Genomic DNA, 24,273 nt, shown 5'->3' on the forward strand with positions numbered 1-24,273 from the left:
GGCCCGTGCCCGGCCGATCGACCGATCGGGCGGTGCGGAGCCCCGCGGCGAGTCGGACCCGTGGCACTCAGGCCGCGTCTCCTCCCCGGTACAGGGAGGACGTTCATGACCCAGGATGTGACCTCGACCGCGACCCGCGGTCAGCGACCTGTCGACCGGCGGTGGCGCACCGTCGACATCGTGGTCGCCGCCGTGGTCGCGGTGGCGTTCGGCGTGGTGTTCGGCGCCTGGAACGCCCTGTGGGCGGCGCTCGGCCCCGTGTTCACCGGCTTCCCGCCCGGTCAGGCCGTGATGTACGGCATGTGGCTGCTCCCCGGCGTCCTCGGCGGCCTGCTGATCCGCAAGCCCGGCGCCGCGGTGTTCACCGAACTCGTCGCCGCCGCCGTCTCGGTCTACTTCGCCGCGCCCTCGCCGTTGGCGATCATCCTGTACGGACTGGTCCAGGGCCTGGCCGCCGAACTCGTCTTCGCGGCGTTCCGTTACCGCCGCTGGCGGCTGCCGGTGGCGCTGCTCGCCGGTGCGGTCGCGGGGGTGGTCCCGGCCGTCATGGACAACGTGCTCTACAACCTCAAGTGGGCGCCGACCTGGCAGCTCGTGTACGGCGTGCTCGTGGTGGTGAGCTCGCTCGTCATCGCCGGGGCCGGCTCGTTCGCCCTCGTCCGCACCCTCGCCGCCACCGGCGTCCTGGCACCGTTCGCGTCCGGCCGGGAGCAGACATCCCGGTGAGCGCGTCGGCGACGGCCTCGCTGCCCGCCGCGTCCGGGCCCGGCTCCGCACTGGCGGTCCGGGCCCGTGGGTGGTCCTTCCGGTACGCCGGCCGGCAGACGTGGGCGGTCCGCGATCTCGATCTCGACGTCGAGCCCGGCGAGCGGGTGCTGCTCGCCGGCCCGTCCGGTGGGGGCAAGAGCACCCTGCTCACCGGCCTGGCCGGTCTGCTGGACACCGAACAGTCCGCCGACGTCGAGGGCACCCTGCTGGTCGGTGGGTCGCCACCGCCGCAGGTACGCGACCGGATCGGCCTGGCGTTCCAGGATCCCGAGACGCAGCTGGTGATGGCCCGGGCCGGCGACGACGTGGCGTTCGGGCTGGAGAACCGCGCCGTGCCCACCGAGCGCATCTGGCCGCGGGTCGACGACGCGCTCGCGCTGACCGGTTTCCCGTACGGCAGGGACCATCCGACCGGGCGGCTGTCGGGCGGGGAGAAGCAACGGCTCGTTCTGGCCGGGGTGGTGGCGCTGCGCCCGGACCTGATCCTGCTGGACGAGCCGACCGCCAACCTCGACCCCGACGGGGCGGCGCTCGTACGCCAGGCCGTCGACCAGGTGGTCGCGGCCACCGGAGCGACGCTGGTCGTGGTCGACCACCGGGTCGGCGACTGGCTGCCGCTGGTGGACCGGGTGGTGGTGCTCCGCTCCGGCGGCGGCGTCCTCGCCGACGGCAGCCCGGAGAAGGTCTTCGCCACCGACCACGCGTCGCTCGCCGCGGCCGGTGTGTGGATCCCGGGCGAGCTGCCGGCACCCCGGCGGCCGCCTGCCCCGACCACCCCGACCACCTCGACCACCTCGACCGGCTCGCCCGCGCCGGCCGCTCCGGCTGCCTCGGCCGAGCTGCTCACCGCTGCATCGGTCAGCTACACCTACCCGGCCGCGGACCGGCCCGCCCTCACCGGTGCCGACCTGCGGCTGTCCGCCGGTGAGGTGGTCGCGGTCTCCGGCGCGAACGGCTCAGGGAAGTCGACTCTCGCCATGCTGACGGCCGGGTTGCTCGCCCCGTCGTCGGGCGAGGTGACCGTCGCCCCCGAGCTGTCGTCCGGCCGGTCCCCCAGCCTCGCCGGCGGCCGTCGGCCACTGCACCGCTGGCGGGCGGCCCAGCTGGTACGCGCGGTGGGCACGGTCTTCCAGGATCCCGAGCACCAGTTCCTCACCGCGAGCGTGCGGGCCGAGCTCGCCCTCGGGCCCCGGCTGGCGGGCCTGTCCCCCGAGGACACCGGACGCCGGGTGGACGAACTCCTGCACCGGCTCGCCCTGGACCACCTCGCCGACGCGAACCCGTTCACCCTGTCCGGCGGGGAGAAGCGGCGGCTGTCGGTGGGCACCGCGCTGGCGGCCGGTCCGCGGGTGCTCGTCCTGGACGAACCGACGTTCGGGCAGGACCGGCGTACCTGGGGTGAGCTGGTCGACCTGCTCGCCGAGCTGCGCGACGGCGGCCACGCCATCTGCTGCGTGAGCCACGACCGCGACCTGATCGCCGCGCTCGGCGACCGGGAGATCCGCGTACGGTCCGGGCGGGTGATCGGGTGAGCGTCCTCGCCGAGCCGATCGTCACCGACCCGAACGCCCCGGTCACCCGGCTGAACCCGGTCACCAAGATCGTGGCCGCGTTCGTGATCCTGGCCGGGCTGCTGCTCACCGCCGACGCGGTGACGCCGGCCCTCGTCCTCGGCGCCGAGCTGGTCGCCATCGCCGCGGCCGGCCTGCGGTGGCGGACGTTTCTCCGCCGGCTGGTGCTGCTGTTCGTCACCGTCGCCGGGCTCGCGGTGTCCACCCTGCTGTTCACCGACCAGACCGGCGGCACGGTGTGGCTGTCGGCCGGGCCGCTGCACCTGTCCAGCCAGAGCCTGCTGGCCGCCGTGTCGGTGGTGACCCGGGTGCTCGCCATCGCACTGCCGGGCATCGTGGCGTTCGCCTCCACCGACCCCACCGAGTTCGCCGACGCGCTGGTGCAGCACTTCCGTACGCCACCTCGGTTCACCTTCGGCGCGCTGGCGGCGTTCCGGCTGCTGCCGGTGCTGGGCGACGAATGGCGGACCTTGCTGCTCGCCCGCCGCGCGCGGGGCCTGGACGCCGGGCGGTCGCCCGTACGCCGGGCACGGTTGTTCGCCTCGGGCGTGTTCGCCCTGCTGGTGGTGGCGATCCGGCGTGGGGTCCGGCTGGCGACCGCGATGGAGTCGCGCGGCTTCACCGACCGGCCAGGCCGCACCCTCGCCCGGCCCCGGCCACTGCGCCGGGCGGACTGGGTGGTCGTCGCCGGCACGGTCGCGGTCGTGGCGGGCGCCACAGCGGTCAGCCTGGCGCTGGGCACCTGGCGGTTCCTGTTCTGGTAGCCGGCGCGCATCGGGACGAGGAGCCCGAGCCACCGGAGCCTTGTACCCCTGACATCTGTCACGGGTCCGGCCCGCCCGACCCACACGGGGCCGGCGGACTCACTTTCGCCACACTGAGCGGGTGACCATCGCCGAGAACCCCGGCTCGCCCGCCCCGAGCGGTCCACCCGAACTCGAGCTCCGTCCACCCCGGCACCGCGTCGCTCCCCGCGCGAGGCGCTACTGGGCGGCCCGCGCGGGCGCCGGCTGGCTGCTGCTGCTCGCCGTACAGACCGTGTGGTGGATCCTCGCCGGCGGCGGCGCCACCGGCTGGCGGGTGGCCGGAGTCGTGGCGACCGTCGTTCTGGGCGCCGCGCACGTGACGGTGATGCCCCGGTGGCGATACCACGTACACCGCTGGGAGGCCACCGGCGAAGCCGTCTACACCCAGTCCGGATGGTTCGACCAGGAACGCCGGATCGCACCGGTGTCCCGGATCCAGACGGTGGACAGCGAACGCGGCCCGCTGGAGCAGCTCTTCGGCCTGTCGAACGTCACCGTGACCACCGCCTCGGCCGCCGGGCCGCTGAAGATCCACGGCCTGGACCGCGACACCGCGGAGCGGCTGGTCGACGAGCTCACCGCCACCACCCAGGCCAACCAGGGAGACGCGACGTGACGGAGCTCGGCAACCCGCCCAGCACCGCCGCGACCGCGACCGACACCGCGGGCTGGCGCCGGCTCAGTCCGCGGATGCTCGCGGTCCACCCCGTTCAGGAGCTCGTTCGGTCCTTCCCTGCCCTCCTCGGTGCTTTGGTGGCCGGAACCAGCAGCGGGCACGGCCCCTTGTGGGGCCTGGTCGGTCTGGTCCTGGTGATCGGTCTGGGAACGCTGCGGTGGTTCACCACGACGTACCGCATCTCCCCCGCACACGTGCAGGTGCGCCGCGGCCTGCTGCGCCGCCGGGTGCTCACCGTTCCGCGTGACCGCGTCCGCACCGTCGACGTCACCGCGAACGCGATGCACCGGGTGGTGGGGCTGGCCCGGGTCGAGATCGGCACCGGCCGTTCGGACCGCAGGGGCGAGAACGGGCTGAAGCTGGACGCCCTCGCCGGCGCGGACGCCCGCCGCCTGCGCGAGGAGCTCCTCCACCGCCTCCCGCCCGCCGCCGCTCCGGCGGCCGGCCCGGCGCCTGCGACCGCTCCGGCGGCCGGTCCGGCACCCGCGACCACACCCCCACCGGCACCCGAGGACGCGCCGGCGACGACGCCGCGCCCACGCCCGGCCCCGGCGCCGGTGAGCACACCGGAGCAGGAGACCAGGCTGGCCACCCTGGACCCGCGATGGGTGAGGTACGGGCCGTTCACGCTGTCCGGGCTGCTGACCATCGGCGTGGTCCTCGGCTTCGGCTCCCGTGCGGTGTCGGAGGCGAAGATCGACCTGAGCAAGATCGGCCCGGTCCACCGGCTCCTGGACCAGGTGCGCGGCGCGGGCTGGCTGGTGGGAGCCGTGGAGGTGGTCGTCCTCCTGCTGGTCGTCTGCGTCCTCGCGTCCACGCTGGCCTACGTCCTCGCGTTCTGGAACTACCGGCTCACCCGGCATCCGGGCGGGACCCTGCACGTCAACCGAGGCCTGATCACCACCCGCGCCACCAGCATCGAGGAGCGCCGGATGCGCGGCGTCGAACTCAGCGAGCCGCTCTCCCTGCGTCTCGCCGGCGGGGCGCGGTGCATCGCCATCGCCACCGGGCTACGTGTCGGCCGGGGCGCCGAACGCGGCGGGTCGCTGCTGCTTCCCCCGGCGCCGCGCAAGGTCGCCCTGCGGGTGGCCGGGGATGTGTTCGGCGGCGTCGAGCCGTACGTCACGCCGCTCGTCCCGCACGGGCCGCAGGCGGTGCGCCGCAGGTTCACCCGGGCGCTCGGGCTGACCGCGCTCCTGGTCCTCGCGCTGGCCGCGCTGCACGAGGTCGCCGGACTTCCGGCGTGGGTGTGGCAGGCGTGGCTGGTGCTGCTCCCCTGCGCGGCGCTGGTCGCGGCGGACCGGGCGCGCAGCCTCGGCCACGCGCTGCGCGACGGTGTGCTGGTCTGCCGGTTCGGTTCGCTCGTACGCCGCCGCAACGTACTGACCTGTGACGGCGTACTGGGCTGGAACCTCCGGCAGTCGTTCTTCCAGCGCAGGGTCGGGTTGACGACGCTGGTGGCCACGACCGCGGCCGGCCGGCAGCACTACGAGATCCCGGACGTCGACACCGCCGAGGCGGTACGGGTGGCCGACGCCGCCGTGCCCGGGCTGCTCACGCCGTTCCTGGTCCACGCCCACAGCTCAGAACGCCAGGAGCGGCCGGAGCGCCGGGCGCATTGACGAACGTCACTCGTCCGGGGTCTCGCTGAGCACACGTTCGGCGGCCCGCACGAAGTAGGAGACCGAGTCGGCCGGGCTGAGCGCCATCGCCCGCAGGTGGTCGAACGCCAGGCTGTGGCGATAGACCTCGGCGTGACTCTCGACGTAGCGGTTGGCGGTCATGGTCTCGACGTACACCGCCTCCGGCTCGTGCGGGTTGGGAAACTCGAGGATGTCGAACGACCCGGCGCTGGACGGGTGCGCTCCCGCCGAGACCGGCAGCACCTGCACCGTCACGGTGCCCCGTTCGGCGTACTCCCGCAGCCGGTCGTACTGCTCTGCCATCACCTTGGCCGACCCGACCAACCACGTCAGCGCGGGCTCGGCGATGACCAGCCAGAACCGCAGCGGGTCCGCCTCGCGGGCCAGCAGGCGCTGCCTGGTCATCCGGGCCTCCACCCGGCGGTCGATCTCGGAGGGTGAGGAGAGGCCCATCGTGGCGCCGCGGATGATCTCGCGGGCGTAGGCCTCGGTCTGCATCAGACCGTGGATCACGTGCGCACTGTAGGAGCGCATGCCGGCGAGCTGCGCCTCGAGCTCGATGTAGTCGACGTAGTCGCTGGGCAGGAACTCCGCGTAGGCGTCCCACCAGCCCTTGGTGCGCGCCGTCCTGGTCTTGCTGAGGATCGCCGTGCGGCGGCCCTCCTCGACGTTGTACAGGTCGAGGAGGAGGTTGAGGTCCTTCAGGCTGACCCCGACGATCGCGGTCTCGATCCGGCTGATCTTGGCGACCGACCAGCCGGTCCTCGCGGCAACCTCCTCCAACGTCACCTGGGCACGTTCGCGGAACATCCGTAGCTCCGCGGCGAGCCGGCGGCGCTGGATCGTGGGCGGTTTCGTACTCGGCATGCGTCTTCCCCGTTTGGCGTTGCTGGAAGGAGTTTGGTCATTCGATATTGCGGGAAGTAGTCCGTCTTCGCACCAGGTTCAGCCGAACCCGGACCGCACGACACAAGTGCAAATTTACGCATTGGTGTTGTCGGTGGCGTCGCTCGGGATTACGGTCGACTCAGGATCGTGCACCCAGAGCTATCACTCCACGGGGGAGGTTCGTGCGATGGCAAGCACACCCGAGCCTCTGGGGCATTCGGGCTGGTTACCGACTTCGTACCCCGATCTCGGTCACCTCCCACCCCAGCATCACCGGCCTCCGCGGCCGGAAACCGAGACAGACACCGAGATCGCCACCGGGATCGACACCGAGGTCATCGCCGCCGTCGACCCCGAGGCGCTCACCGAGGCACTGACCGAACTGGATCACCGCGCGAGAGATCTCGCGTCGATTCACCGACCGGACCGGGACCCGATCCGCTGGCACCGCCGCTGGGGTTCGCTCCCCTGGCTCGGGCACGACCGTCCGCCGCTGTGCGTCTTCTGCCGCCGGCCGTGGCGGTGTCCGCCCGCCGCCTGGGCGCACGCCCAGCTGTCCACCCCGAGGTGCTCCGCCCCCGAGCACCCCCGCCAGGAGGCCCCCTGATGTCCACCCCTCCACCCGGACCCGCACCGAGCACCGTCGTGTCGCGCGCCGTCATGGCCGGCGACGACATGTCGGACGGCAATGCGTCCAGTGCACCCACCGAGGAGGAACGCCCCATCGTCACCGCCACCGGGCCACGCGCCGGCACCCCCACCGGTTCGCCCTCGCGCTCGCGTTCGGGACCCGAAGACCTCTCGCAGCGCGCACCGCGCAGGCTGCGGATCGACCCGGGCCAGCCCCTCGGCGCGGACGCCGCTCCCGCGTCCTACGACAGCGTGGTGGCGGTCGAACCTGTCCCCACGGTGCCGTACGCCTGGGTCCAGCTCGTCCGCCCGGGCGGACGGCTGACCGTGTCGTGGCGCAACCCGTTCGCCGGCTCGGTCGAGGCGCACCTCACCGTCACCGAGGACGGCCGGGCCACCGGGCACTTCGTCGGCTGGAGCGGCGCACCGGATCCGTGCGCGCCGGCGTCGATGGTGGCCGAGGCCGAAGGCGCGGTGCCGTGGTACCACACCACGACGAGCCTCGACCCGGACGCGATCTGGGAGGACCCGGCGGCATTGTTCGGGCTCGGCATCCGGCTGCCGAACCTGCGCTGGGCGCGCACCGGGCCGGGCAGGCACCAGACGGGCAGGCACCAGACGGGCCGGCACCAGGCGGGCCCCCCGGCCGGAGCCGCCTCGCCGGGCACCGCCCCGATCCGGCACTGGGTGTACGACGACACCTCCTGCGCGTCGGCCCTACGGCTGCCCTCCGGCGAGGTCCGGGTCGAACAACACGGCCCGCGGCTGCTGTGGCGCGAGGTCGAGTCGGCGTTCCGGTGGTGGGAGGAGCAGGGCCGGCCGACGTTCGAGCGGTTCGGGCTGAGCGTGACGTCGTTCGGCCAGTTCGCCTGGCTGGGCCACCGTTGCTCCGGTCGCATCTGGCGCCTCTGACTCTGCTCGTGGCGGGGCGCCGGTCGACGGCGCCCCCGCCGTCCGCAGGTTCACGCTCCGTCCCGGTTTGCGAGGCGCTCGGGGCGGACACAATTCGTGGCATCTCGCACACTCTGTGCGACGCCTCGTGCACGCCACTCCCGCCCGGGGGAACGACGAACCATGGATCCCTCCGTTCGGCACAGCCGGACCGCCACCCGTCCCGTCGCACGTTCGGGCAGCAGCCTCCACCGCCGGCGCGGCCCGGGGCCCGACCGCGCGGTGCGGCCCGACCGCGGTCCACGACGCGGCACCAGAGGCCACCTCGTCGAGCACGAGGAGCCCCTCGACGTCAGCGTGATCCTGCCCTGTTTCAACGAGGAGCAGCACGTGATGGCCGAGATCGAGCGCACCGTGGCCGCGATGGAGACCAGCGGTTACAGCTACGAGATCCTGGCGATCGACGACGCCTCCACCGACGACACGCTGAAGGTCCTGCGGTCGGCGGAGGACCGGTTCACTCGACTGCGGGTGATCGCGTTCGCCATGAACGGCGGCTCCGGGACGGCCCGCCGGATCGGCACCCAGCAGGCCCGCGGCGACATCGTGGTGTGGACCGACGCCGACATGTCCTACCCCAACGAACAGATCCCCGAGCTGGTCGGCGTCCTCGAGCAGGACCCGACCATCGACCAGGTGGTGGGTGCACGCACCAGCGAACAGGGCTCGCACCGTTTCATGCGGGTGCCGGCGAAGTGGATGATCCGCAAGATCGCCGAGGGGCTGACGAACACCCGGATCCCCGACCTCAACTCCGGCCTGCGGGCGTTCCGCCGCGAGGTCTCGCTGCCGTACCTCCGGCTGTTGCCGGCCGGATTCTCCTGCGTCACCACGATCACCATGGCGTTCCTGCACAACCAGCACGGCATCAGGTACGTCCCGATCCCGTACGCCAAACGGTCTGGCACGTCGAAGTTCCACTTCGTGAAGGACGCCTACCGCTACATCCTCCAGGTGCTGCGGATGGTGATGTACTTCAACCCGCTGAAGGTGCTGATGCCGCCGTCGCTGGCGCTGCTGACCCTGGGCAGCGGGAAGGCGGTGTACGACGTGGTCGCCAATCCCGTACGGCTGGCCAGCAACACCCTGCTGATCCTGCTGACCGGGCTGATCATCGCCTCGCTGGCGCTGCTGGCCGACCTGATCGTGCGCTCGCGGACCTGACAGATGGCCGAACCCCTTCCGGACGCGGCCCGCGGGACCGCCGACCGCGCCGGCGCCGGTACGTCCACGGATCCGGGCGGCGCCGCTCACGAACACGTGGCGATCCGTCCGCCGCAGCGCGACGCCACCGGTGAGGCCGCCCTGATGACGCTGCGCCGGGCGGTCGCGGTGGCCACCGACTGCCTGCTCGGTCTGACGGTCGTCGTGGTCGCGGTGCTCTACCGGCTGCCGCCGATCCCGTCCGACCCGATCAACTACCTCGTCGCCGCGCGGAACTTCCCGCACCATCCGGTGGGCGCCATCGAGCACCAGTACCTCCGCATCGGCCTGGTCCTCCCCCTCCGCCTCACCTATGACCTCTTCGGCTACTCCCAGGTGGCCTATCTCGTCGTACCCATCCTCGCGGCGCTCCTGCTCGTCATGAGCGTGCACGCCCTCGGCAGCCTGCTGTTCAATCGGTACGTCGGTGTGGCCGCCGCACTGCTGACGCTGACCAACTCGGTGGTGTTCCCCGACCTGACCCAGCCGGGTCCCGACGTGCCGGCGGCCGCCCTCCTGGTCACCGCGTTCGTCCTCGCCCTCGCGCTGCGGCAGCGCCGGCCGTGGCCCTGCGCGACCCCGCGGCGCGAGGTCGGCGTCCTGCTCGCGATCGGTGGGCTGCTCGGCTGGAGCTATCTGTGCCGCGAGTACGTCGTCTTCTGCTGGCCGGCGGTTCCGCTGCTGCTCCTTCACCGGCTCCCGTGGCGGCGGCTGCTGTGGATCGTCGTCCCGCTGGCGGTCGTCGCGATCGGCGAGGCGATCCTCGGGTGGCTGACCTTCCACGACCCGCTGGCCCGCCTGCACGCCTCGAGCAGCCATGGTTCCGGGCCGCCGATAGCAACCGACTACCTCGACCAGGCCCGCTCCTGGTACCTCCTCCGCTTTCCGGAGATCCTGCGGTCCTCACCGGAGGGATGGTGGCTGCGGATGACGGCCGTCGCCGCGATCGCGGGGACCGTGTTCTCCCGGCGGCTGAGGTTCCTGGGGGCGTGGGCCGCACTGTTCTTCCTGCCGCTGGTGATCCTGGGCGGCTGGGCGAACCCGCACGCACCGATGCTGCGGCTCTACCTCCCGAGGTACTGGGTGCCGCTCGTCCCCACGCTCGCCCTGGCCTGCGCCGGGGTGACGTACCTGCTGCTGCGGTACGCGACCCACCTCCTGGTGCGGTACGTGACCGCGACGAATCCCCGGGGAAAGTGGATCGCGCGGGTCGCCGGGATGCTCACTCTTCTGGCTGTCGTCGTCCCGGTAGGGGTGTCCCAGCAGGCGCGGGCCACCAACATGTCCGTACCACTCAACCGGGCGTACGCCGCCAACGGCGGCACGCATTTCGAGCAACTCCGTACCTGGTTGGCCGGCCACCGGAGCGAGGTACGCACCATCTGGGGTGAGCACCGCACCCTGCGGATCATGGGGTTCTTCGCCAACTCCCCGGCCGGAACGCCGGTGTGGAAGGGACACCTTCGCACGTGGTCGAAGGCCGGCGCGAAGCCGGCGAGCGGCGACCACGTGCTCCTGTACAGCGCCTACTCCGACGCCTGCCAGCCGTGCCGGCTCAACGTCGAGCACACCCTCGGCATCCATCCGGTACGGCCACCGACCAGCTGGCATCTCGTCTTCACCACCGGGGACCGGGTGGTCCAGCTGTACCGGGTGGGCTGAACCGATCGGGAGACGACGATGAACCCCGTGACGCCGGACGACGACCGGACCAGCGCAGCCGACGCCAGCGCAGCCGTCACCACCAAGGCCGGCACCACCGAAGCCGGCACCACCAAAGCCGGCAACGAGGCCGAAGCCGCGCGCCCCGGCACCGAAACCGACGCCGCACCGGACATGGCCTCGCCGCCGCGAGCACGCGACCGCGCGCGGCCGCTCACTCCCGGCCTGGTGGCCAGCCTGCTGGTCGACGGCGCGATCGCCGCCGTGGTGGCGGTGGTCTGCGTGCTCTACCGCGTGCCGCCCTATCCCTCCGACCAGCTCAACTACTTCGACGCGGCCACGACCTTTCCCAGTGACCCGACCTATGCCGCAGTGCACCAGTTCCTGCGGATCGGGCTGATCGTCCCGCTGCGGCTGGCGCAGGAGGTGTTCGGCTACTCCCAGACGGCGTACCTCATCGTGCCGGTGCTCGCCGCGCTGCTGCTGGTGATGAGCGTGCACGCGCTCGGCACCCTGTTGTTCAACCGGTTCGTCGGCGTGGCCGCGGCCTTGCTGACGTTGTTCAGCTCACTGGTGTTCCCCGACCTCACCCAGCCGCTGCCCGACCTGATGGCCACCGCCCTGCTGACGGCGGCGCTGGTGCTGACCGTGGCGCTGCGGCAGAACCGCCCGTGGGCCGCCGCGACCCGCCGGCGCCGGATCACCACCCTCCTCGCCGTCGGCGTACTGCTCGGCTGGAGCTACCTCACCCGCGAGTACATCGTCTTCTGCTGGCCGCTGGTGCCCCTGCTGCTCGCCCGCAGGGTCCGGGTGCGGCAGTGGCTCTGGATCGCCCTTCCGCTGGCCGTCGTCGCGGTCGGGGAGACCGCGCTCAACGCGGTGGTCTTCCACGACCCGCTGGTCCGACTGCGGGCCGCGGCCGAGCACGGATCGGCGCAGCCGCCGGCATCGTACGACTACATCGGGCGAAGCCCGTGGTGGTATCTCACCCGGCTGCCCACGATCCTGTTCACCACGCCGGAGGGGATGTTCCTCAAGGCCGCCGTGGCCGGCATCGTGGTCGGCGCGCTCTTCTCCCGGCGAATCTTCTTCCTGCTGGTGTGGGCGCTGCTGTTCTACGTCCCGCTGGTGATGCTGGGCGGGCTGATCGACCCGGAGGCGCCGAGGCTGCGGATCCCGAAGGAGCGCTACTGGTTGCCGCTCGTGCCCGCCCTCCTGCTCGCGGCCGCCGCGGGGCTGTGGCTGCTGCTGGACAATCGCGCCCGGGCGGTGCCGTTCCTGCGTGACCGCACCCGGCTGGCCGCTGCCGTGGCCGGCGTCGCCACCCTCGTCGTCGCCGCCGCCCCGGCCGGGCTGGCCCAGCACGCCCGGGTCCGCGACATGTCCGGCCCGCCCGGCCAGGTGAACCAGACGTACGCCGCCAACGGCGGGACGCAGTGGGAGATGTTCCGGTCCTGGCTGGACGCGCACCAAGGCGACGTCCACACGATCTGGGCGGACAGGCGCAGCATCCGGACGGTGGGCGTCTTCACCCACCCCCCGATCGGCGGGGCGTTCTGGCACGGCCGGCTGCGGGTGCTGTCAGCCGGGGCCAGGCCGGCCGCGGGAGACCACGTCCTCCTCTACAGCGCGTACTCCGATGTCTGCTGGTTCTGCCGGCGCAACGAGGAACGGCTCCTCGGGGGCCGGCCCCTGCGTCCGCCGGCGAACTGGCACCGCGTCTTCGGCAGCCGCAACCGGATAGTCGAGGTCTACCAGGTCCGCTGAGGCCGGCCGGCGCCACGCCGGTCCGGGTCGGTCCGCTCCCGGTCCGGTCCCGGTCACCACAGGGTGAGCGACTCCTTCAGGACGTCGGCGAGTACGTCGTCGCCGACGTCGATCGGGGCGATGGACAGCAGCCGGTGCTGACGGCTCGCCCCGTCCACGAGGTCGGCGACGTCGGTCTCGGCGTACCCCACCTCGCACAGGCCGTTCGGCATGCCGGTGTCGCGCATCAGCCGGGTGATCGCCGCGGGCAGCCGCTCGCTCGGATCCGCCACCTGGTCGGTCCCGGGGTCGAGGACGTGTGCCGCCCACAGGTGCCGCTCGGGGTTCGTCCCGTACGTACGCCGGAACGCCGCCGGCGCGGTCAGCACCACCGACATGCCGTGCGGGACCATCGGCTCGGCGTCCGGGTAGCCGGCCGGGCGGAAGTCGCGCACCCGGCCGGCGATCGGGTAGGCGCAGGCATGCGGGATGTGCACCCCGGCGTTCCCGAACCCGAGCCCGGCGAACAACGCGGCCTGCAGCATGTCGGTGCGGGCGGCGAGGTCGTCCCCGGACCGGTAGGCGGTCCGGAAGGAGCGGGCGAGCAGCGGCAGGGTCTGCCGGATCCACACGTCGGAGACCGGGTTGGCCCCGCAGTACGCGACGCGTTCCTCCGGGCGGCGCTTCGGATAGGCGTCGTACGGGCGGGCGGTCCAGGACTCCAGCGCGTGGCAGAGGATGTCGAACCCGGTGGCGGCGGTGACCCCCGGCGGCAGGGTGAGGGTCACCTCCGGGTCGACGACCGCGAGCGCCGGCCGCAGCCGCGGATGGCTGATGCCGGTCTTCACGTGCAGGTCGAGGACGTCGAGGACGCAGACGGCCGTGCTCTCCGCCCCGGTGCCGGCGGTCGTGGGCACCGCCACCAGCGGGGCGAGCGGCCCGGCCGGCGCGAGGCCCCGGCCGATCGGCGCGTTGAGGTAGTCGTTCAGGTCGGCCGGGTGAGAGGTCATCAGGTCGACCGCCTTCGCGGTGTCGATCGCCGAGCCGCCGCCGACGCCGACGAAGCCGTCCCAGCCGCCGTCGCGGGCGAAGTCCACCGCGGCCGCGATGCTGGCGTCGGTGGGCTCGACGTGGACGCCGGTGAAGAGCTCGGCCTCCAGGCCGGCGGCGCGCAGGGAGCCGACCACCCTCTCGGGTACGCCGGTGGCGGCAACGCCGGGGTCGGTGAGCACCAGCACGCGGGACGCGCCGAGCTGGGCGACGTCGTACCCGATCTCGGCCACCGCGCCGACACCGAACTTCAGCGCCGGACCGCCCCAGGTGAAGACCGTCTCCATCCCCGTCGGTGTGCCGGCCGGTGTGCCGGTCTGCTGGTCGGGCCGGGTGTCGATCGGTGTCCCCGCCTCGGTGTCCCGCATCGTGGCCGCTCCCTCGCTCGCCGCACATCCCGTTCCGGCGACAGTGCCGCACCCGCACGTGCGCACGCAACCGGCGAACGCCCGGCCGAACGCCCGGCCGAACGGGCGAGATACGGTCGGTCGACGTGACCCATCCCCGCACCGACCACGAACCCGCGAGCGCCCCGATCCTGCGCGCCGACGCCCTCCTCCTCGACCTGGACGGCACCCTGATCGACTCCACCGAGGCCCTTCGCCGCTCGTGGACGACCTGGGCGATCGAGCAGGAGCTGAGCCAGCAGGACTTCGCCCGGGTTCTCGGCCACGGCCTCACCTCGTCCGCGATCGTCGCCGCGCTGGTGCCGCCGGAGCGGATCGCGGCCGCGCAGGCCCGGATCGACGAGCTCGAGGTGGAGGACGTGGCCGGGATCGTGGCGCTGCCGGGCGCGCAGGCGTTCGTGGCCTCGCTGCCGACCGGGCGGTGGACCATCGTAACCTCCGGTAACCGCGCCGTGGCCGGGGCCCGCCTGCGGGTCGCCGGTATCCCGGTGCCGGACACCCTGGTCAGCGCCGACGACGTACGCCACGGCAAGCCCGACCCGGAGCCCTACCTGCTCGGCGCGAAGCGCCTCGGCATCGCCCCCGAACGCTGCGTGGTCGTGGAGGACGCGCCCGCGGGCCTGACCGCCGCGCGCGCCGCCGGGATGGCCACGGTCGCGGTGACCACCCACTACGAGTGGGCCGAACTGGATGCCGACCTGGTTGTCGAGGACCTACAGAACGTCCGGGTCGAGGTTGACGGCCATGCCCTCACCATCTCGGTGGCCGACGGGGCATGATCGGGGTGACCGCCCGCGTGACCCCACGGCATGCAGGGCACATCCACAGGAGGTAGGCGATGGGGAGGATCCCCCGGCGCTCGATGATCATCGGCGCCCTCGTCGCGTTGACGCTCACGGCGGCATGCTCGGCCGGCAGCCGCACGACCGGCGACAGCGACCACAAGGCCAAAGGTGACACGCTCTCGGTCGGCTTCATCGCCGAGCCGGTGAGCCTGGACTTCACCCGCAACGACGGCGCGGCCATCCCCCAGGCACTGCTGGTCAACGTCTACGAGGGCCTGGTCAAGCTGGACGCCCGCGGAAAGATCGTTCCCCTGCTGGCCAGTGGCTGGAAGGTCAGCCCGGACCGGCGTACGTACACGTTCACCCTGCGCAAGGGTGTGACCTTCAGCGACGGCAGGCCGTTCACCGCGCAGGACGCGGCGTTCAGCATCAACCGTGTCAAGACCGGCTGGACGACCTCGCTCAAGGCGGGCATGGATGTCGTCCAGGACGCACGGGCCGCCTCCCCCACCTCGCTGGTGGTGACGCTGAAGCGCCCGAGCAACCAGTGGTTGTTCGCGATGACCACCCGGATCGGCGCGATGTTCTCGCGGACGGGTGTGTCGAAGCTCGCCACCGAGCCGGTGGGCACCGGGCCGTACGTGCTGGACCACTGGGACCGCGGCGACGCGATGGTGCTGAAGGCCCGCAAGGACTACTGGGGCGCCAAGCCCGCGATGCGCCAGGTGACGCTGAAGTACTTCAAGGACCCCACCGCGATGAACAACGCCATGCGCACCGGCGGCATCGACGTGGTGAGCACGGTGCAGGCGCCCGAAAACCTGGCGGAGTTCAAGGATCGCTCGAAGTACCACGTCGTCGAGGGAACCAGCAACGCCGAGGTGGTGCTGTCGTACAACAACGCCAAGCCGCCGTTGACGGACCGCCGGGTCCGGCAGGCGCTGTCGTACGCGATCGACCGTAAAGCCGTCCTTGACACCGCCTGGGCCGGGCACGGCACGCTGATCGGGTCGATGGTGCCGCCCACCGACCCGTGGTACGAGAACCTCTCCGGCACCTATCCGTACGAACCGGCGAAGGCGCGGCGGCTGCTCGCGCAGGCCGGCCACCCGAAGCTGACCCTGCGGCTGCGGATCCCCAACCTGCCCTACGCCGTGGCCGGCGCGCAGGTGGTGAAGAGCCAGCTCGCCGACGTCGGGGTGACCGCGAGGATCGACGTGCTGGAGTTTCCGGCCCGGTGGCTGGACGTGGTGTTCACCAAGGCCGACTACGACATGTCGATCATCGCCCACGTCGAGCCGCGCGACATCACCTCGTGGGGAAACCCCGACTACTACTGGCGGTACGACAACCCGCGGGTGCGCACGCTGCTCGACCAGGCCGACGCCGGCACCCCGGCCGTCCAGGTCGCGAAGATGAAGCAGGTCGCCCGCACCATCACCGACGACGCGGCCGCGGACTGGCTGTTCCTCCTGCCCAACCTGATGATCGCCGACCCGGCCGTGCGCGGGCTGCCGACCAACGTCGTGTCGGAGGCGTTCGACCTCACCGCCTGTTCCTGGGCGCGGTCCTGACGTCGTGGTGTTCCGCCTGCTGACCCGGACCGGCGTGTTCGCCGGCAGCGTCGTGGCCGCCAGCGTGGTGGTGTTCGCGTTCATGGCGGTGCTGCCCGGCGACCCCGCACGGGTGGCGCTCGGCGTCAACGCCACCCCGCGGGCGGTCGCCGCGCTGCGGCGGGACTTCGGCACCGACCGGCCGCTGGTCGCGCAGTACGCCGACTGGGCGCGCGGGTTGTTCGTCGGCGACTTCGGGGTCTCCTACGTCACCAGGACGCCGATCGGGCCGCAGGTGCTCGACCGGTTGCTGGTGACGCTGTGGCTGGTCGGCGCCGCCATGGTGGTCGCGGTGCTGGTCGCCGTACCCGTCGGGACGGTGATGGCCGTCCACCACCGGCGGCTGCGGGGGCTGGCGCTTTCGGCGCTGAGCCAGCTCGGCATCGCGGTACCCGCGTTCCTGACCGGGGTGCTGGCGGTCGCGATCTTCTCCGTACGCCTGGGCTGGCTGCCGGCGGGTGGCTGGACACCACCGGCGGAGGATCCGGGTCTGTTTCTCCGGCAACTCGTCCTGCCGGCCGGAGCGCTCGGCCTGGCGCAGGCGGCGATCCTCGCCCGCTACGTACGCACCGCCGTGCTCGACGTGCTGCGCGAGGACTACCTGCGCACGGCCCGGGCGAAGGGGCTCACCCTCGGCCGGGCGCTGGTACGCCACGGGCTGCGCAACGCCGCCATCCCGGTCAGCACAGTCCTCGGCCTGCAGCTGGCCACGCTGCTGGTCGGCGCGATCGTGGTGGAACGCGTGTTCGTCATACCTGGCCTCGGCAGCCTGCTGCTGGACGGCGTGGCCAACCGCGACCTGCTGCTGGTGCAGGGAGTGGTGATGGTGCTGGTGGTCGCGGTGCTGGTGGTCAACTACGTCGTCGATGTGTTGTACGCGGTGCTGGATCCGCGGCTGCGGAGGGCGACATGACCGAGACGACCGGGCCCACCGGGACCACCGGGACCACCGGGACCACCGGGACCACCGGCCACCCCGACCGCGCTGTCAACCGGCGCGGACGCGGTGTCAACCCGTCCTTGCTCGCGGGTGGCGTCCTCGTCGCGCTGGTCGTCGCCCTGGCTCTGCTCTCGTTCCTGTGGACCCCGCACGACCCGAGCCGGGTGGACGCCGCGCACCGACTGCTCGGACCGGACGGCACGTACTGGCTGGGGACCGACAAGTTCGGCCGGGACATCGCCAGCAGGCTGATGGTGGGGGCGCGGACGACGTTGTTCGTCGGCGTGGTCGCCGTCGGAGTGGCCGCCCTGCTGGGTACTCCCCTCGGCATCTGGGCGGGGATGTCCGGCGGCCTGGTCGGCGGGCTGCTCGCCCGCGTGACCGACCTGGCGATGGCGTTTCCCGCGCTGCTGCTGGCGATCATGTTCGGTGCGGTGTTCGGGGCCAGCACGCTGACCGCGATGGTGGCGATCGGCCTGGCGACCGTACCCGCCTACATCCGGATCGTGCGGGCCGGGACGCTGTCGGTGCTGGCGCGCGAGTACGTCCTCGCGGCCCGGGCAGCCGGTCGCCGCGGGCCGGGCATCGCGGTGCGGCACGTCCTCCCCAACGTCGCCGGGCTGGTCATCGTGCAGGGCTCGGTGTCGTTCGCGATCGCCGTGCTCGCCGAGGCCGGGCTGTCCTTCCTGGGCTTCGGCACCGCACCACCCACACCGTCGTGGGGCCGGATGCTGCAGGAGTCGCAGGAGTTGCTGTTCGTGCATCCCCTGCTGGCGTTGTGGCCCGGCCTCGCCATCATGCTCGGCGTACTCGGCTTCAACCTCGCCGGCGACGGCCTCCGCGACCGCTACGACCCGAGGTCGGCTGCCCGATGACCACTGACAAGGCGGCATTGACACCGGCGTTGACGGTGACCGGTCTGCGGATCGGGGCCGCCGGCCGTTCCCTCGTCGGCGACGTCAGCTTCACCATCGCACCGGGCGAACGCGTCGGCCTGGTGGGCGAGTCCGGGTCGGGGAAGTCGCTGACAACCCTGGCCGTCATGGGGCTGCTGCCCGAAGGGCTCACCGCGCAAGGCCAGGTTGCGCTGGCCGGCACGCACGGAAACCTGCTGGACCGCGACGACCGCGCGATGTCGCGGCTGCGCGGCCGGGAACTCGGCATGGTGTTCCAGGAACCCATGTCGGCGCTCAACCCGGTGCGGCGCGTCGGCGACCAGGTGGCCGAGGTGCTCCGCATCCACCGGCCCGAGCTCGGCCGGGCAGGGGCGGCGGCCCGGGCGGTGGAACTCCTCGCGGCCGTACGCCTGCCCGACCCCGCCGACGCCGCCCGGGCGTACCCGCACCAGCTGTCCGGCGGCCAGCGCCAGCGGGTGGTGCTGGCGATCGCGCTCGCCAACGACCCCGCCGTGCTGTTGTGCGACGAACCCACCAGCGCCCTGGACGTCACCGTGCAGGCACAGGTGCTCGACCTGATCGTGGCCGGCACCGCGACCCGCGGGACCGGGTTGCTGTTCGTCACCCACGACCTGGCCGTGGTGGCGACCGTGTGCAGCCGGGTGCTGGTGATGCGGGACGGCGAGCTCGTGGAGACCGGACCGGTCGCGGAGGTGTTCGACCGGCCGCGCCACCCGTACACGCGTGCCCTGCTCGACGCCGCCGACCTCACCGGGCCGGCGACCCCACCGCGTCCCCGGGCAGGGGTGCCGGAGCCGGGCCCGGGTGCGCCGGCGCCACCTCCCGTGGTGTCGGTGGCCGGCCTGTCCCGTACCTACCAGCGGGCTCGTACGTCACTGCGTACACCACCGTCGGTGCCCGCGCTGCGGGACGTGAGCTTCGACATCGCCGCCGGGCAGCGCTTCGGCATCGTCGGGGAGTCCGGCTCGGGCAAGTCGACGCTGGTACGCCTGCTGGCCGGGCTGGACCAGCCGTGCGCCGGCACCGTCCGGTTCGCGGGGCAGCGGGTGGACGGCGTACCCGAACGCCGGCTGCGGTTCCTGCGCGAGGACCTGCAACTGGTCTTCCAGGACCCGACCGGATCCCTCGACCCCCGGATGCCGGTCGGGGAGATCGTCGCCGAACCGCTGGTCGCGTTGCGCGGCCGGGCCTGGCGTACGCACCTGCCCCGCGTCCGCGATCTGCTCGCCGCCGTCGGCCTGCCCGCCGACGCCGCGGACCGCTACCCGCACCAGTTCTCCGGCGGGCAGCGGCAGCGGATCTCCCTCGCGCGCGCGCTGGCGCCCGCCCCGAAGGTGCTGGTGGCCGACGAACCGGTCAGCGCCCTGGACGCCTCGGTCCGGGGCCAGGTGCTGGACCTGCTCGCGTCGCTGGCGGACTCCTTCGGGCTGACGCTGGTGTTCGTGTCGCACGACCTTTCGGTGGTACGCCGGATCTGCGACACCGTGGCCGTCCTGCACGCGGGCGAGCTGGTCGAACTGGGCCCGGCCGAGCAGGTGCTCACCCGGCCCGAACACCCTTACACCCAACGGTTGCTGGCCGCGGTGCCCAGCATGTCGCGGGCGCTGGCCGGTGCCACAACGGGCGAGCTCGTCAACGATCAGCCCCAGCCGAGGACCGAACGGTCGGCGTGAGCAGGACCGCGGATTCTTCCGCGGAAGCATCGCGGACCGTCGGCCGCCCCGGTTCGCCCGGCCTCGCGCGGATTCTTCCGCGGGAGAATCGCGTCAGCCGGCGGATCGATCGCCCGGCCGGCCGGACGTGGCGGCGGCAGCTTCGGCCCCGGCCTGGTCGGCCCACCCGCTGGTCCAGCGGCGCAGCGGCTCGAGCGCGTCCGGGTCGCCGGCGTACCTGCCGGCCAGATCGGCCAGCATCATCTGCCCCGCCCAGCGCAGGCAGTCGGCCGGGATCGACGCGGCCTCCGGGCCGTAACCCGCGGCCCATCCGGCGGCGATCTCGGCCAGCAGGTCCCGCTCGGCCGGCGACAGCGCGCCCAGGGCCGGGTCGACGGTGAACAACGCGTAGGTCCGGGCGACGTCCAGCAACGGGTGGCCCCGGCGGGCGTTGACCCAGTCCACGATGCCGCTCACCTCGTCCCCGTCGACCAGGACGTTCAGCGGATGCCAGTCCAGATGGAGCAGCGCGCCGCTTCGTCCCGCGCCGTCCAGGCCCGCCGGCGCCGCGGCCCCGTCGTCGACCGCGTCCGCCACCTCCGCCGGTGCGGGTACACGGTGCAACGCGCGCTGTGCGGCGCCCATCAACTCACCCAGGCGGTACGCCGACCTGTGCCCGGACCGCAGCGCGTCCGCGACGGTCAGCCCGGGAAGCCAGCTGATCACGGCGACCTCGAACCGGGGCGTGCGGGCCTGGCGCACCACCCGCGGCACCGGAAGCCCGGCCGACCCCGCAGCCCGCATCGCCGCGAGCTGGGCGGCGAACCGGCCCGAGACGCCGGGCCTGGGCACGACGCAGCGCAGCGCGTACGGCGTACCGTCGTGCCACACCTTCCACGTCTCACCGGTCGCACCGCCGGCCGGCTCGACCGTTGCGCCGGCGGGCAGGTCGAGGGCGGCCAGCACCTCGGTCACCATGGACTCCGTGGGCTCAGTGGACTCCTTGGGCTCAGTGGACTCCTTGGGCTCAGTGGCCTGCGTGGACTGGGTCATGGCGGGAGGCTACCGCCGCGCCGGCCGGGACGGATCCCCTGAACCACGCCAGGTTTGCACCGGAGCCGTCCGAGCAAGGGAGCTGCCATGAGCACCGAGAACCGTGACACGCGGGACCGCGCCGCCCAGGACCACGCCGCCCAGGACCGCGCCGCCCCGATCCGGGTGGAGACCAGCCCCAAGCGGGTGCGGGCGATGGTCGGCGGTCAGCCGGTCGCCGACAGCGAGCACGCTCTGCTGGTCTGGGAGAAGCCGTGCTATCCGACGTACTTCCTGCCCGCCCGCGACGTGCGCACCGACGCGCTTCGACCAACCGGTGGGCGCGAGCGGTCTCCCGGCCTGGGCGACGCCGAGATCCACACGGTCGTCGTGTCCGAGCGCGAGGCGCCGGACGCCGCCCTGTGGTACCGCGACTCCCCCGTCGCCGAGGTCCGGGACACAGTCCGCCTGGACTGGAACTCGATGGACGCGTGGTTCGAGGAGGACGAGGAGGTGTACGTCCACCCGCGCGACCCTTACAAGCGAGTCGACGTGCTGGCGACCTCCCGGCACGTACGGGTGGAGGCCGGCGGAGTGACCGTCGCCGAGACCACCCGGGCACGGATCCTGTTCGAGACCGGCCTGCCGCCTCGCTACTACGTCCCCAAGTCCGAGGTCCGGCTCGACCTGCTGGAGCCGACCGACCTTCAAACGCAGTGCCCCTACAAGGGAACCGCGAGCTACTACTCGGTTGTGGTCGGCGGCGACCGGCACGAGAACCTCGCCTGGTGGTACCAGCACCCGACGTTGGAGAGCGTCAAGATCGCGGACCTCGTCGCGTTCTACAACGAGAAGATCGACCTGTACGTCGACGGACGGCTCCTGCCGCGGCCCACGACGCCCTTCAGCTGATCAGCCGGGGCACCCCAAACCTCGAAGCTGGGAAGACTTCTGGGGCCTGGCACCCACTACTCTTCCCAGCTCGCCGAATCGGGTGCGCAGGATTCTTCCGCGGAAGAATCCGGCAGCTCAGCGGACGACGTGGCCGGCTGCGCGCAAGGTGTCCTTGACGTCGGCGATCCGGAGGTCGCCGAAGTGGAAGACGCTCGCCGCCAGCACGGCGTCCGCGCCGGCGTCGATAGCGGGCGGGAAGTCCGAGAGCTTCCCCGCTCCGCCGCTGGCGATCAACGGGATGTTCACCACCTTGCGGACGGCGGCGATCATCTCCACGTCGTAGCCCGCCTTCGTGCCGTCGGCGTCCATGGAGTTGAGCAGGATCTCCCCCGCTCCCAGCTCGGCTCCACGCCGCGCCCACTCCACCGCGTCCAGCCCGGCGCCTCGGCGGCCGCCGTGCGTGGTCACCTCGAACCCGGACGGCATCCCCTCGGCCCGGCGCGCGTCCACCGACAGCACCAGCACCTGCGAGCCGAACCGGTGGGCGATCTCGGCCACCAGGTCCGGCCGGGCGATCGCCGCGGTGTTGACCCCGACCTTGTCCGCGCCGGCCCGCAACAGCCGGTCGACGTCCTCCACCGACCGCACGCCCCCGCCGACCGTCAGTGGGATGAACACCTGCTCGGCCGTACGGCGTACGACGTCCTGGGTGGTCTCCCGGCCCTGCGCGGACGCGGAGACGTCGAGGAACGTGAGCTCGTCCGCGCCCTCGGCGTCGTAGACCTTGGCCATCTCCACCGGGTCGCCGGCGTCGCGGAGGTCGGCGAAGTTGACGCCCTTCACGACCCGGCCGGCGTCGACGTCGAGGCACGGGATGACCCGGACCGCGAGGCTGCTGCTGCCGGTCATGCCTCGAAGGTCGGCACGAGCATGGCCCGGCCGACCGTGTGCCCGAACAGGTTGAAGCCGAGCAGCGCCGGGCTCGCACCCTCGGGCAGGTCGAGGGACTCGACGTCGAGGGCGTGCACCACGAAGTAGTAGCGGTGTGGGCCGTGTCCGGGCGGCGGCGCGGCGCCGAGGTACTGGCGTACGCCGCCGTCGTTGGTGAGCGTGACCGCGCCGTCGGGCAGCTTGGCGCCGTCGGCGTCACCGGCGCCGGTGGGCAGCTCGGTCGTGGTCACCGGGAGGTTGTAGACCGCCCAGTGCCAGAAGCCGCTGCCGGTCGGAGCGTCCGGGTCGTAGACGGTCACAGCGAAGCCGCGGGTCTCCTCCGGGAAGCCCGACCAGGCCAGGTGCGGTGAGGTGTCGGACCCGCCCGCACCGAAGATCCCGGACAGATGCGGCGTCGCCATCGTCTGACCGTCGGCGATGTCGTCGCTGGTCAAAGTGAACGAAGCCACCTTCGACAGCGCGTCGTAGGGATTCGGTGCCGAGCTCATGGATCCTCCTCAGCCGGTGGTTCCTCGGTCCGCAGGACGAAGGCTAGCGCCATGCACCCCCGCTAGCGCCACGCACCGCGCTTGCGGCCCTCGGCGGGCGGAGCGGTCTGTTCCCAGATCCGCCGCCACGACGCGACCTGCGGCCCGGACGGGTCGGGCGTCTCGCCGCGCGCGGCTCGCCGGGTGGCATCCCACCAGGTGGTCGCGTCCTCGTCGAGCAGCCGCGCGACAGCCTCGGAGATGCGGGGCGCGAACGTACGCGGCGCCTCTCCCTCGGCCGGCCAGATCGGCGCACCGAACCGGATCCGCACCGGCATCCGGCCCGGACGGGGCCAGCCGCGCCCGCGCGGCATCGCGGCGTAGGAGCCGCGGATCCCGATCGGTACGACGGGTACGCCGTGCTCGACGGCCAGCCAGGACGCGCCCAGGCGGAACCGCGTGGCCCAGCCGTCCACCGACCGCGTGCCCTCGGGGAACACCACGACGTTCCAGCCCTGGTCGAGCAGGTCGCCCGGCGTGGTCGACAGGGTGCCGCCGCGGCGTTCGATCGGGAAGGTGTTGAACACCATCGCCGAACCGCTGGCCCGCCACCAGGTGTCGAAGAAGTAGTCGGCCGCGGCCGCCACGGCGGTCCGCCGGCGCCACTCGTCCGGCAGCGAGCACAGGATGAGCGGGGTGTCCAGGTGCGAGGTGTGGTTGGCCACGAACAGCACCGGCGGCTTCAGCGTGGTGAGGACGTCCAGCCCGGCCGCCTGCGGCGTGATCGTGGAACTCAGCAACGGGTGCAGACCGAAGCGCTGCACCACGTCGCGGACGGCGTTGGCGGTGGGGGTGCGAGCCCAGGCCGTCGGGAACACCGAGGGCTGCTTGGGCGGCTGGAACGGCTGGGCCGACAGCGGCACCAGCGGCCGCCGCCCCCAGCGCCAGCCGCGTGCCACCGTCCGTACGTCCTGCGCGGTCTCCCTGACGAAGCGCACGGGGTTCTTGTTGCTCATGCCGG

General features: G+C 72.6%; 22 protein-coding genes. 16 read left to right on the forward strand and 6 right to left on the reverse strand.

The window, feature by feature from the left end; genetic code table 11:
- Positions 1-105 precede the first annotated feature (105 nt).
- From ABZV93_RS09390 to ABZV93_RS09410, 5 genes are all read left to right on the forward strand, one after another.
- On the forward strand, positions 106-726 hold the full coding sequence (locus ABZV93_RS09390; protein WP_354932791.1) for an ECF transporter S component: 621 nt from the start codon (positions 106-108) through the stop codon (positions 724-726).
- Positions 723-2,300, forward strand: a complete 1,578-nt coding sequence (locus tag ABZV93_RS09395; RefSeq protein ID WP_354932793.1) for an ABC transporter ATP-binding protein — start codon at positions 723-725, stop codon at positions 2,298-2,300. Before ABZV93_RS09390 ends, ABZV93_RS09395 begins: the two co-directional genes overlap by 4 nt.
- Positions 2,297-3,103: an energy-coupling factor transporter transmembrane component T gene (locus tag ABZV93_RS09400; RefSeq protein ID WP_354932795.1), complete on the forward strand. Its 807-nt coding sequence runs from the start codon at positions 2,297-2,299 to the stop codon at positions 3,101-3,103. The genes ABZV93_RS09395 and ABZV93_RS09400 overlap by 4 nt, the downstream gene beginning before the upstream one ends.
- Positions 3,104-3,224: 121 nt before the next feature.
- A complete protein-coding gene (locus ABZV93_RS09405) occupies positions 3,225-3,761 on the forward strand; it encodes a PH domain-containing protein (protein WP_354932797.1) in 537 nt (178 codons plus the stop codon).
- Positions 3,758-5,443, forward strand: coding sequence for a PH domain-containing protein (locus ABZV93_RS09410; RefSeq protein ID WP_354932798.1), 1,686 nt, complete (start codon positions 3,758-3,760; stop codon positions 5,441-5,443). Before ABZV93_RS09405 ends, ABZV93_RS09410 begins: the two co-directional genes overlap by 4 nt.
- Before the next feature lie 6 nt (positions 5,444-5,449).
- Here ABZV93_RS09410 and ABZV93_RS09415 read toward each other — a convergent pair whose 3' ends face one another.
- Positions 5,450-6,331, reverse strand: a complete 882-nt coding sequence (locus tag ABZV93_RS09415) for a helix-turn-helix transcriptional regulator (protein WP_354932800.1) — start codon at positions 6,329-6,331, stop codon at positions 5,450-5,452.
- Between the two features lie 208 nt (positions 6,332-6,539).
- Here ABZV93_RS09415 and ABZV93_RS09420 point away from each other — a divergent pair, with 208 nt between their 5' ends.
- The 5 genes from ABZV93_RS09420 (at position 6,540) to ABZV93_RS09440 (ending at position 12,565) form a co-directional block, all read left to right on the forward strand.
- On the forward strand, positions 6,540-6,959 hold the full coding sequence (locus ABZV93_RS09420) for a hypothetical protein (protein WP_354932802.1): 420 nt from the start codon (positions 6,540-6,542) through the stop codon (positions 6,957-6,959).
- Positions 6,959-7,894, forward strand: a complete 936-nt coding sequence (locus ABZV93_RS09425; protein WP_354932804.1) for a hypothetical protein — start codon at positions 6,959-6,961, stop codon at positions 7,892-7,894. The genes ABZV93_RS09420 and ABZV93_RS09425 overlap by 1 nt, the downstream gene beginning before the upstream one ends.
- 162 nt (positions 7,895-8,056) lie before the next feature.
- Positions 8,057-9,097, forward strand: a complete 1,041-nt coding sequence (locus ABZV93_RS09430; RefSeq protein ID WP_354932806.1) for a glycosyltransferase family 2 protein — start codon at positions 8,057-8,059, stop codon at positions 9,095-9,097.
- Positions 9,098-9,100: 3 nt separating this feature from the next.
- Positions 9,101-10,798, forward strand: coding sequence for a glycosyltransferase family 39 protein (locus ABZV93_RS09435; RefSeq protein ID WP_354932808.1), 1,698 nt, complete (start codon positions 9,101-9,103; stop codon positions 10,796-10,798).
- Positions 10,799-10,816: 18 nt separating this feature from the next.
- Positions 10,817-12,565, forward strand: coding sequence for a glycosyltransferase family 39 protein (locus tag ABZV93_RS09440; RefSeq protein ID WP_354932810.1), 1,749 nt, complete (start codon positions 10,817-10,819; stop codon positions 12,563-12,565).
- Positions 12,566-12,618: 53 nt separating this feature from the next.
- Here the strand turns inward: ABZV93_RS09440 and ABZV93_RS09445 are convergent, their stop codons facing one another.
- Entirely contained in the window at positions 12,619-13,962 is a 1,344-nt protein-coding gene (locus ABZV93_RS09445; RefSeq protein ID WP_354932812.1) for a hydroxyacid-oxoacid transhydrogenase, read from the reverse strand.
- Between the two features lie 125 nt (positions 13,963-14,087).
- On the opposite strand from ABZV93_RS09445, the gene ABZV93_RS09450 reads away from it, so the two are divergent.
- From ABZV93_RS09450 to ABZV93_RS09470, 5 genes are read left to right on the forward strand one after another with little or no spacing between them, the layout of a single operon-like run.
- The gene (locus ABZV93_RS09450; protein WP_354932814.1) at positions 14,088-14,780 is read left to right on the forward strand and encodes an HAD-IA family hydrolase; all 693 of its coding nucleotides are present in this window, start codon (positions 14,088-14,090) and stop codon (positions 14,778-14,780) included.
- 59 nt (positions 14,781-14,839) lie between these two features.
- Positions 14,840-16,360, forward strand: coding sequence for an ABC transporter substrate-binding protein (locus tag ABZV93_RS09455; protein WP_354932815.1), 1,521 nt, complete (start codon positions 14,840-14,842; stop codon positions 16,358-16,360).
- Positions 16,361-16,364: 4 nt separating this feature from the next.
- On the forward strand, positions 16,365-17,312 hold the full coding sequence (locus ABZV93_RS09460; RefSeq protein ID WP_354932817.1) for an ABC transporter permease: 948 nt from the start codon (positions 16,365-16,367) through the stop codon (positions 17,310-17,312).
- Positions 17,309-18,214 (forward strand): ABC transporter permease, encoded by a 906-nt coding sequence (locus ABZV93_RS09465; RefSeq protein ID WP_354932819.1) that lies wholly within the window; start codon positions 17,309-17,311, stop codon positions 18,212-18,214. The genes ABZV93_RS09460 and ABZV93_RS09465 overlap by 4 nt, the downstream gene beginning before the upstream one ends.
- Positions 18,211-19,929 carry an ABC transporter ATP-binding protein gene (locus ABZV93_RS09470; protein ID WP_354932821.1) on the forward strand — a complete coding sequence of 573 codons (1,719 nt, stop codon included), beginning with the start codon at positions 18,211-18,213 and terminating at the stop codon, positions 19,927-19,929. Before ABZV93_RS09465 ends, ABZV93_RS09470 begins: the two co-directional genes overlap by 4 nt.
- Before the next feature lie 93 nt (positions 19,930-20,022).
- Here the strand turns inward: ABZV93_RS09470 and ABZV93_RS09475 are convergent, their stop codons facing one another.
- Positions 20,023-20,961 carry a phosphotransferase gene (locus ABZV93_RS09475; RefSeq protein WP_354932823.1) on the reverse strand — a complete coding sequence of 313 codons (939 nt, stop codon included), beginning with the start codon at positions 20,959-20,961 and terminating at the stop codon, positions 20,023-20,025.
- 87 nt (positions 20,962-21,048) lie between these two features.
- Here ABZV93_RS09475 and ABZV93_RS09480 point away from each other — a divergent pair, with 87 nt between their 5' ends.
- A complete protein-coding gene (locus ABZV93_RS09480) occupies positions 21,049-21,852 on the forward strand; it encodes a DUF427 domain-containing protein (protein WP_354932824.1) in 804 nt (267 codons plus the stop codon).
- A gap of 117 nt (positions 21,853-21,969) precedes the next feature.
- On the opposite strand, the gene hisF is transcribed toward ABZV93_RS09480, so the two are convergent.
- The 3 genes from hisF to ABZV93_RS09495 form a co-directional block, all read right to left on the reverse strand.
- The gene (hisF, locus tag ABZV93_RS09485; protein ID WP_354932826.1) at positions 21,970-22,743 is read right to left on the reverse strand and encodes an imidazole glycerol phosphate synthase subunit HisF; all 774 of its coding nucleotides are present in this window, start codon (positions 22,741-22,743) and stop codon (positions 21,970-21,972) included.
- Positions 22,740-23,273: a YbhB/YbcL family Raf kinase inhibitor-like protein gene (locus tag ABZV93_RS09490; RefSeq protein WP_354932828.1), complete on the reverse strand. Its 534-nt coding sequence runs from the start codon at positions 23,271-23,273 to the stop codon at positions 22,740-22,742. Before ABZV93_RS09490 ends, hisF begins: the two co-directional genes overlap by 4 nt.
- 62 nt (positions 23,274-23,335) lie before the next feature.
- Entirely contained in the window at positions 23,336-24,268 is a 933-nt protein-coding gene (locus ABZV93_RS09495; RefSeq protein ID WP_354932830.1) for a lysophospholipid acyltransferase family protein, read from the reverse strand.
- Positions 24,269-24,273 lie beyond the last annotated feature (5 nt).

The organism is Actinopolymorpha sp. NPDC004070 (assembly GCF_040610475.1).
Taxonomy (GTDB): domain Bacteria; phylum Actinomycetota; class Actinomycetes; order Propionibacteriales; family Actinopolymorphaceae; genus Actinopolymorpha.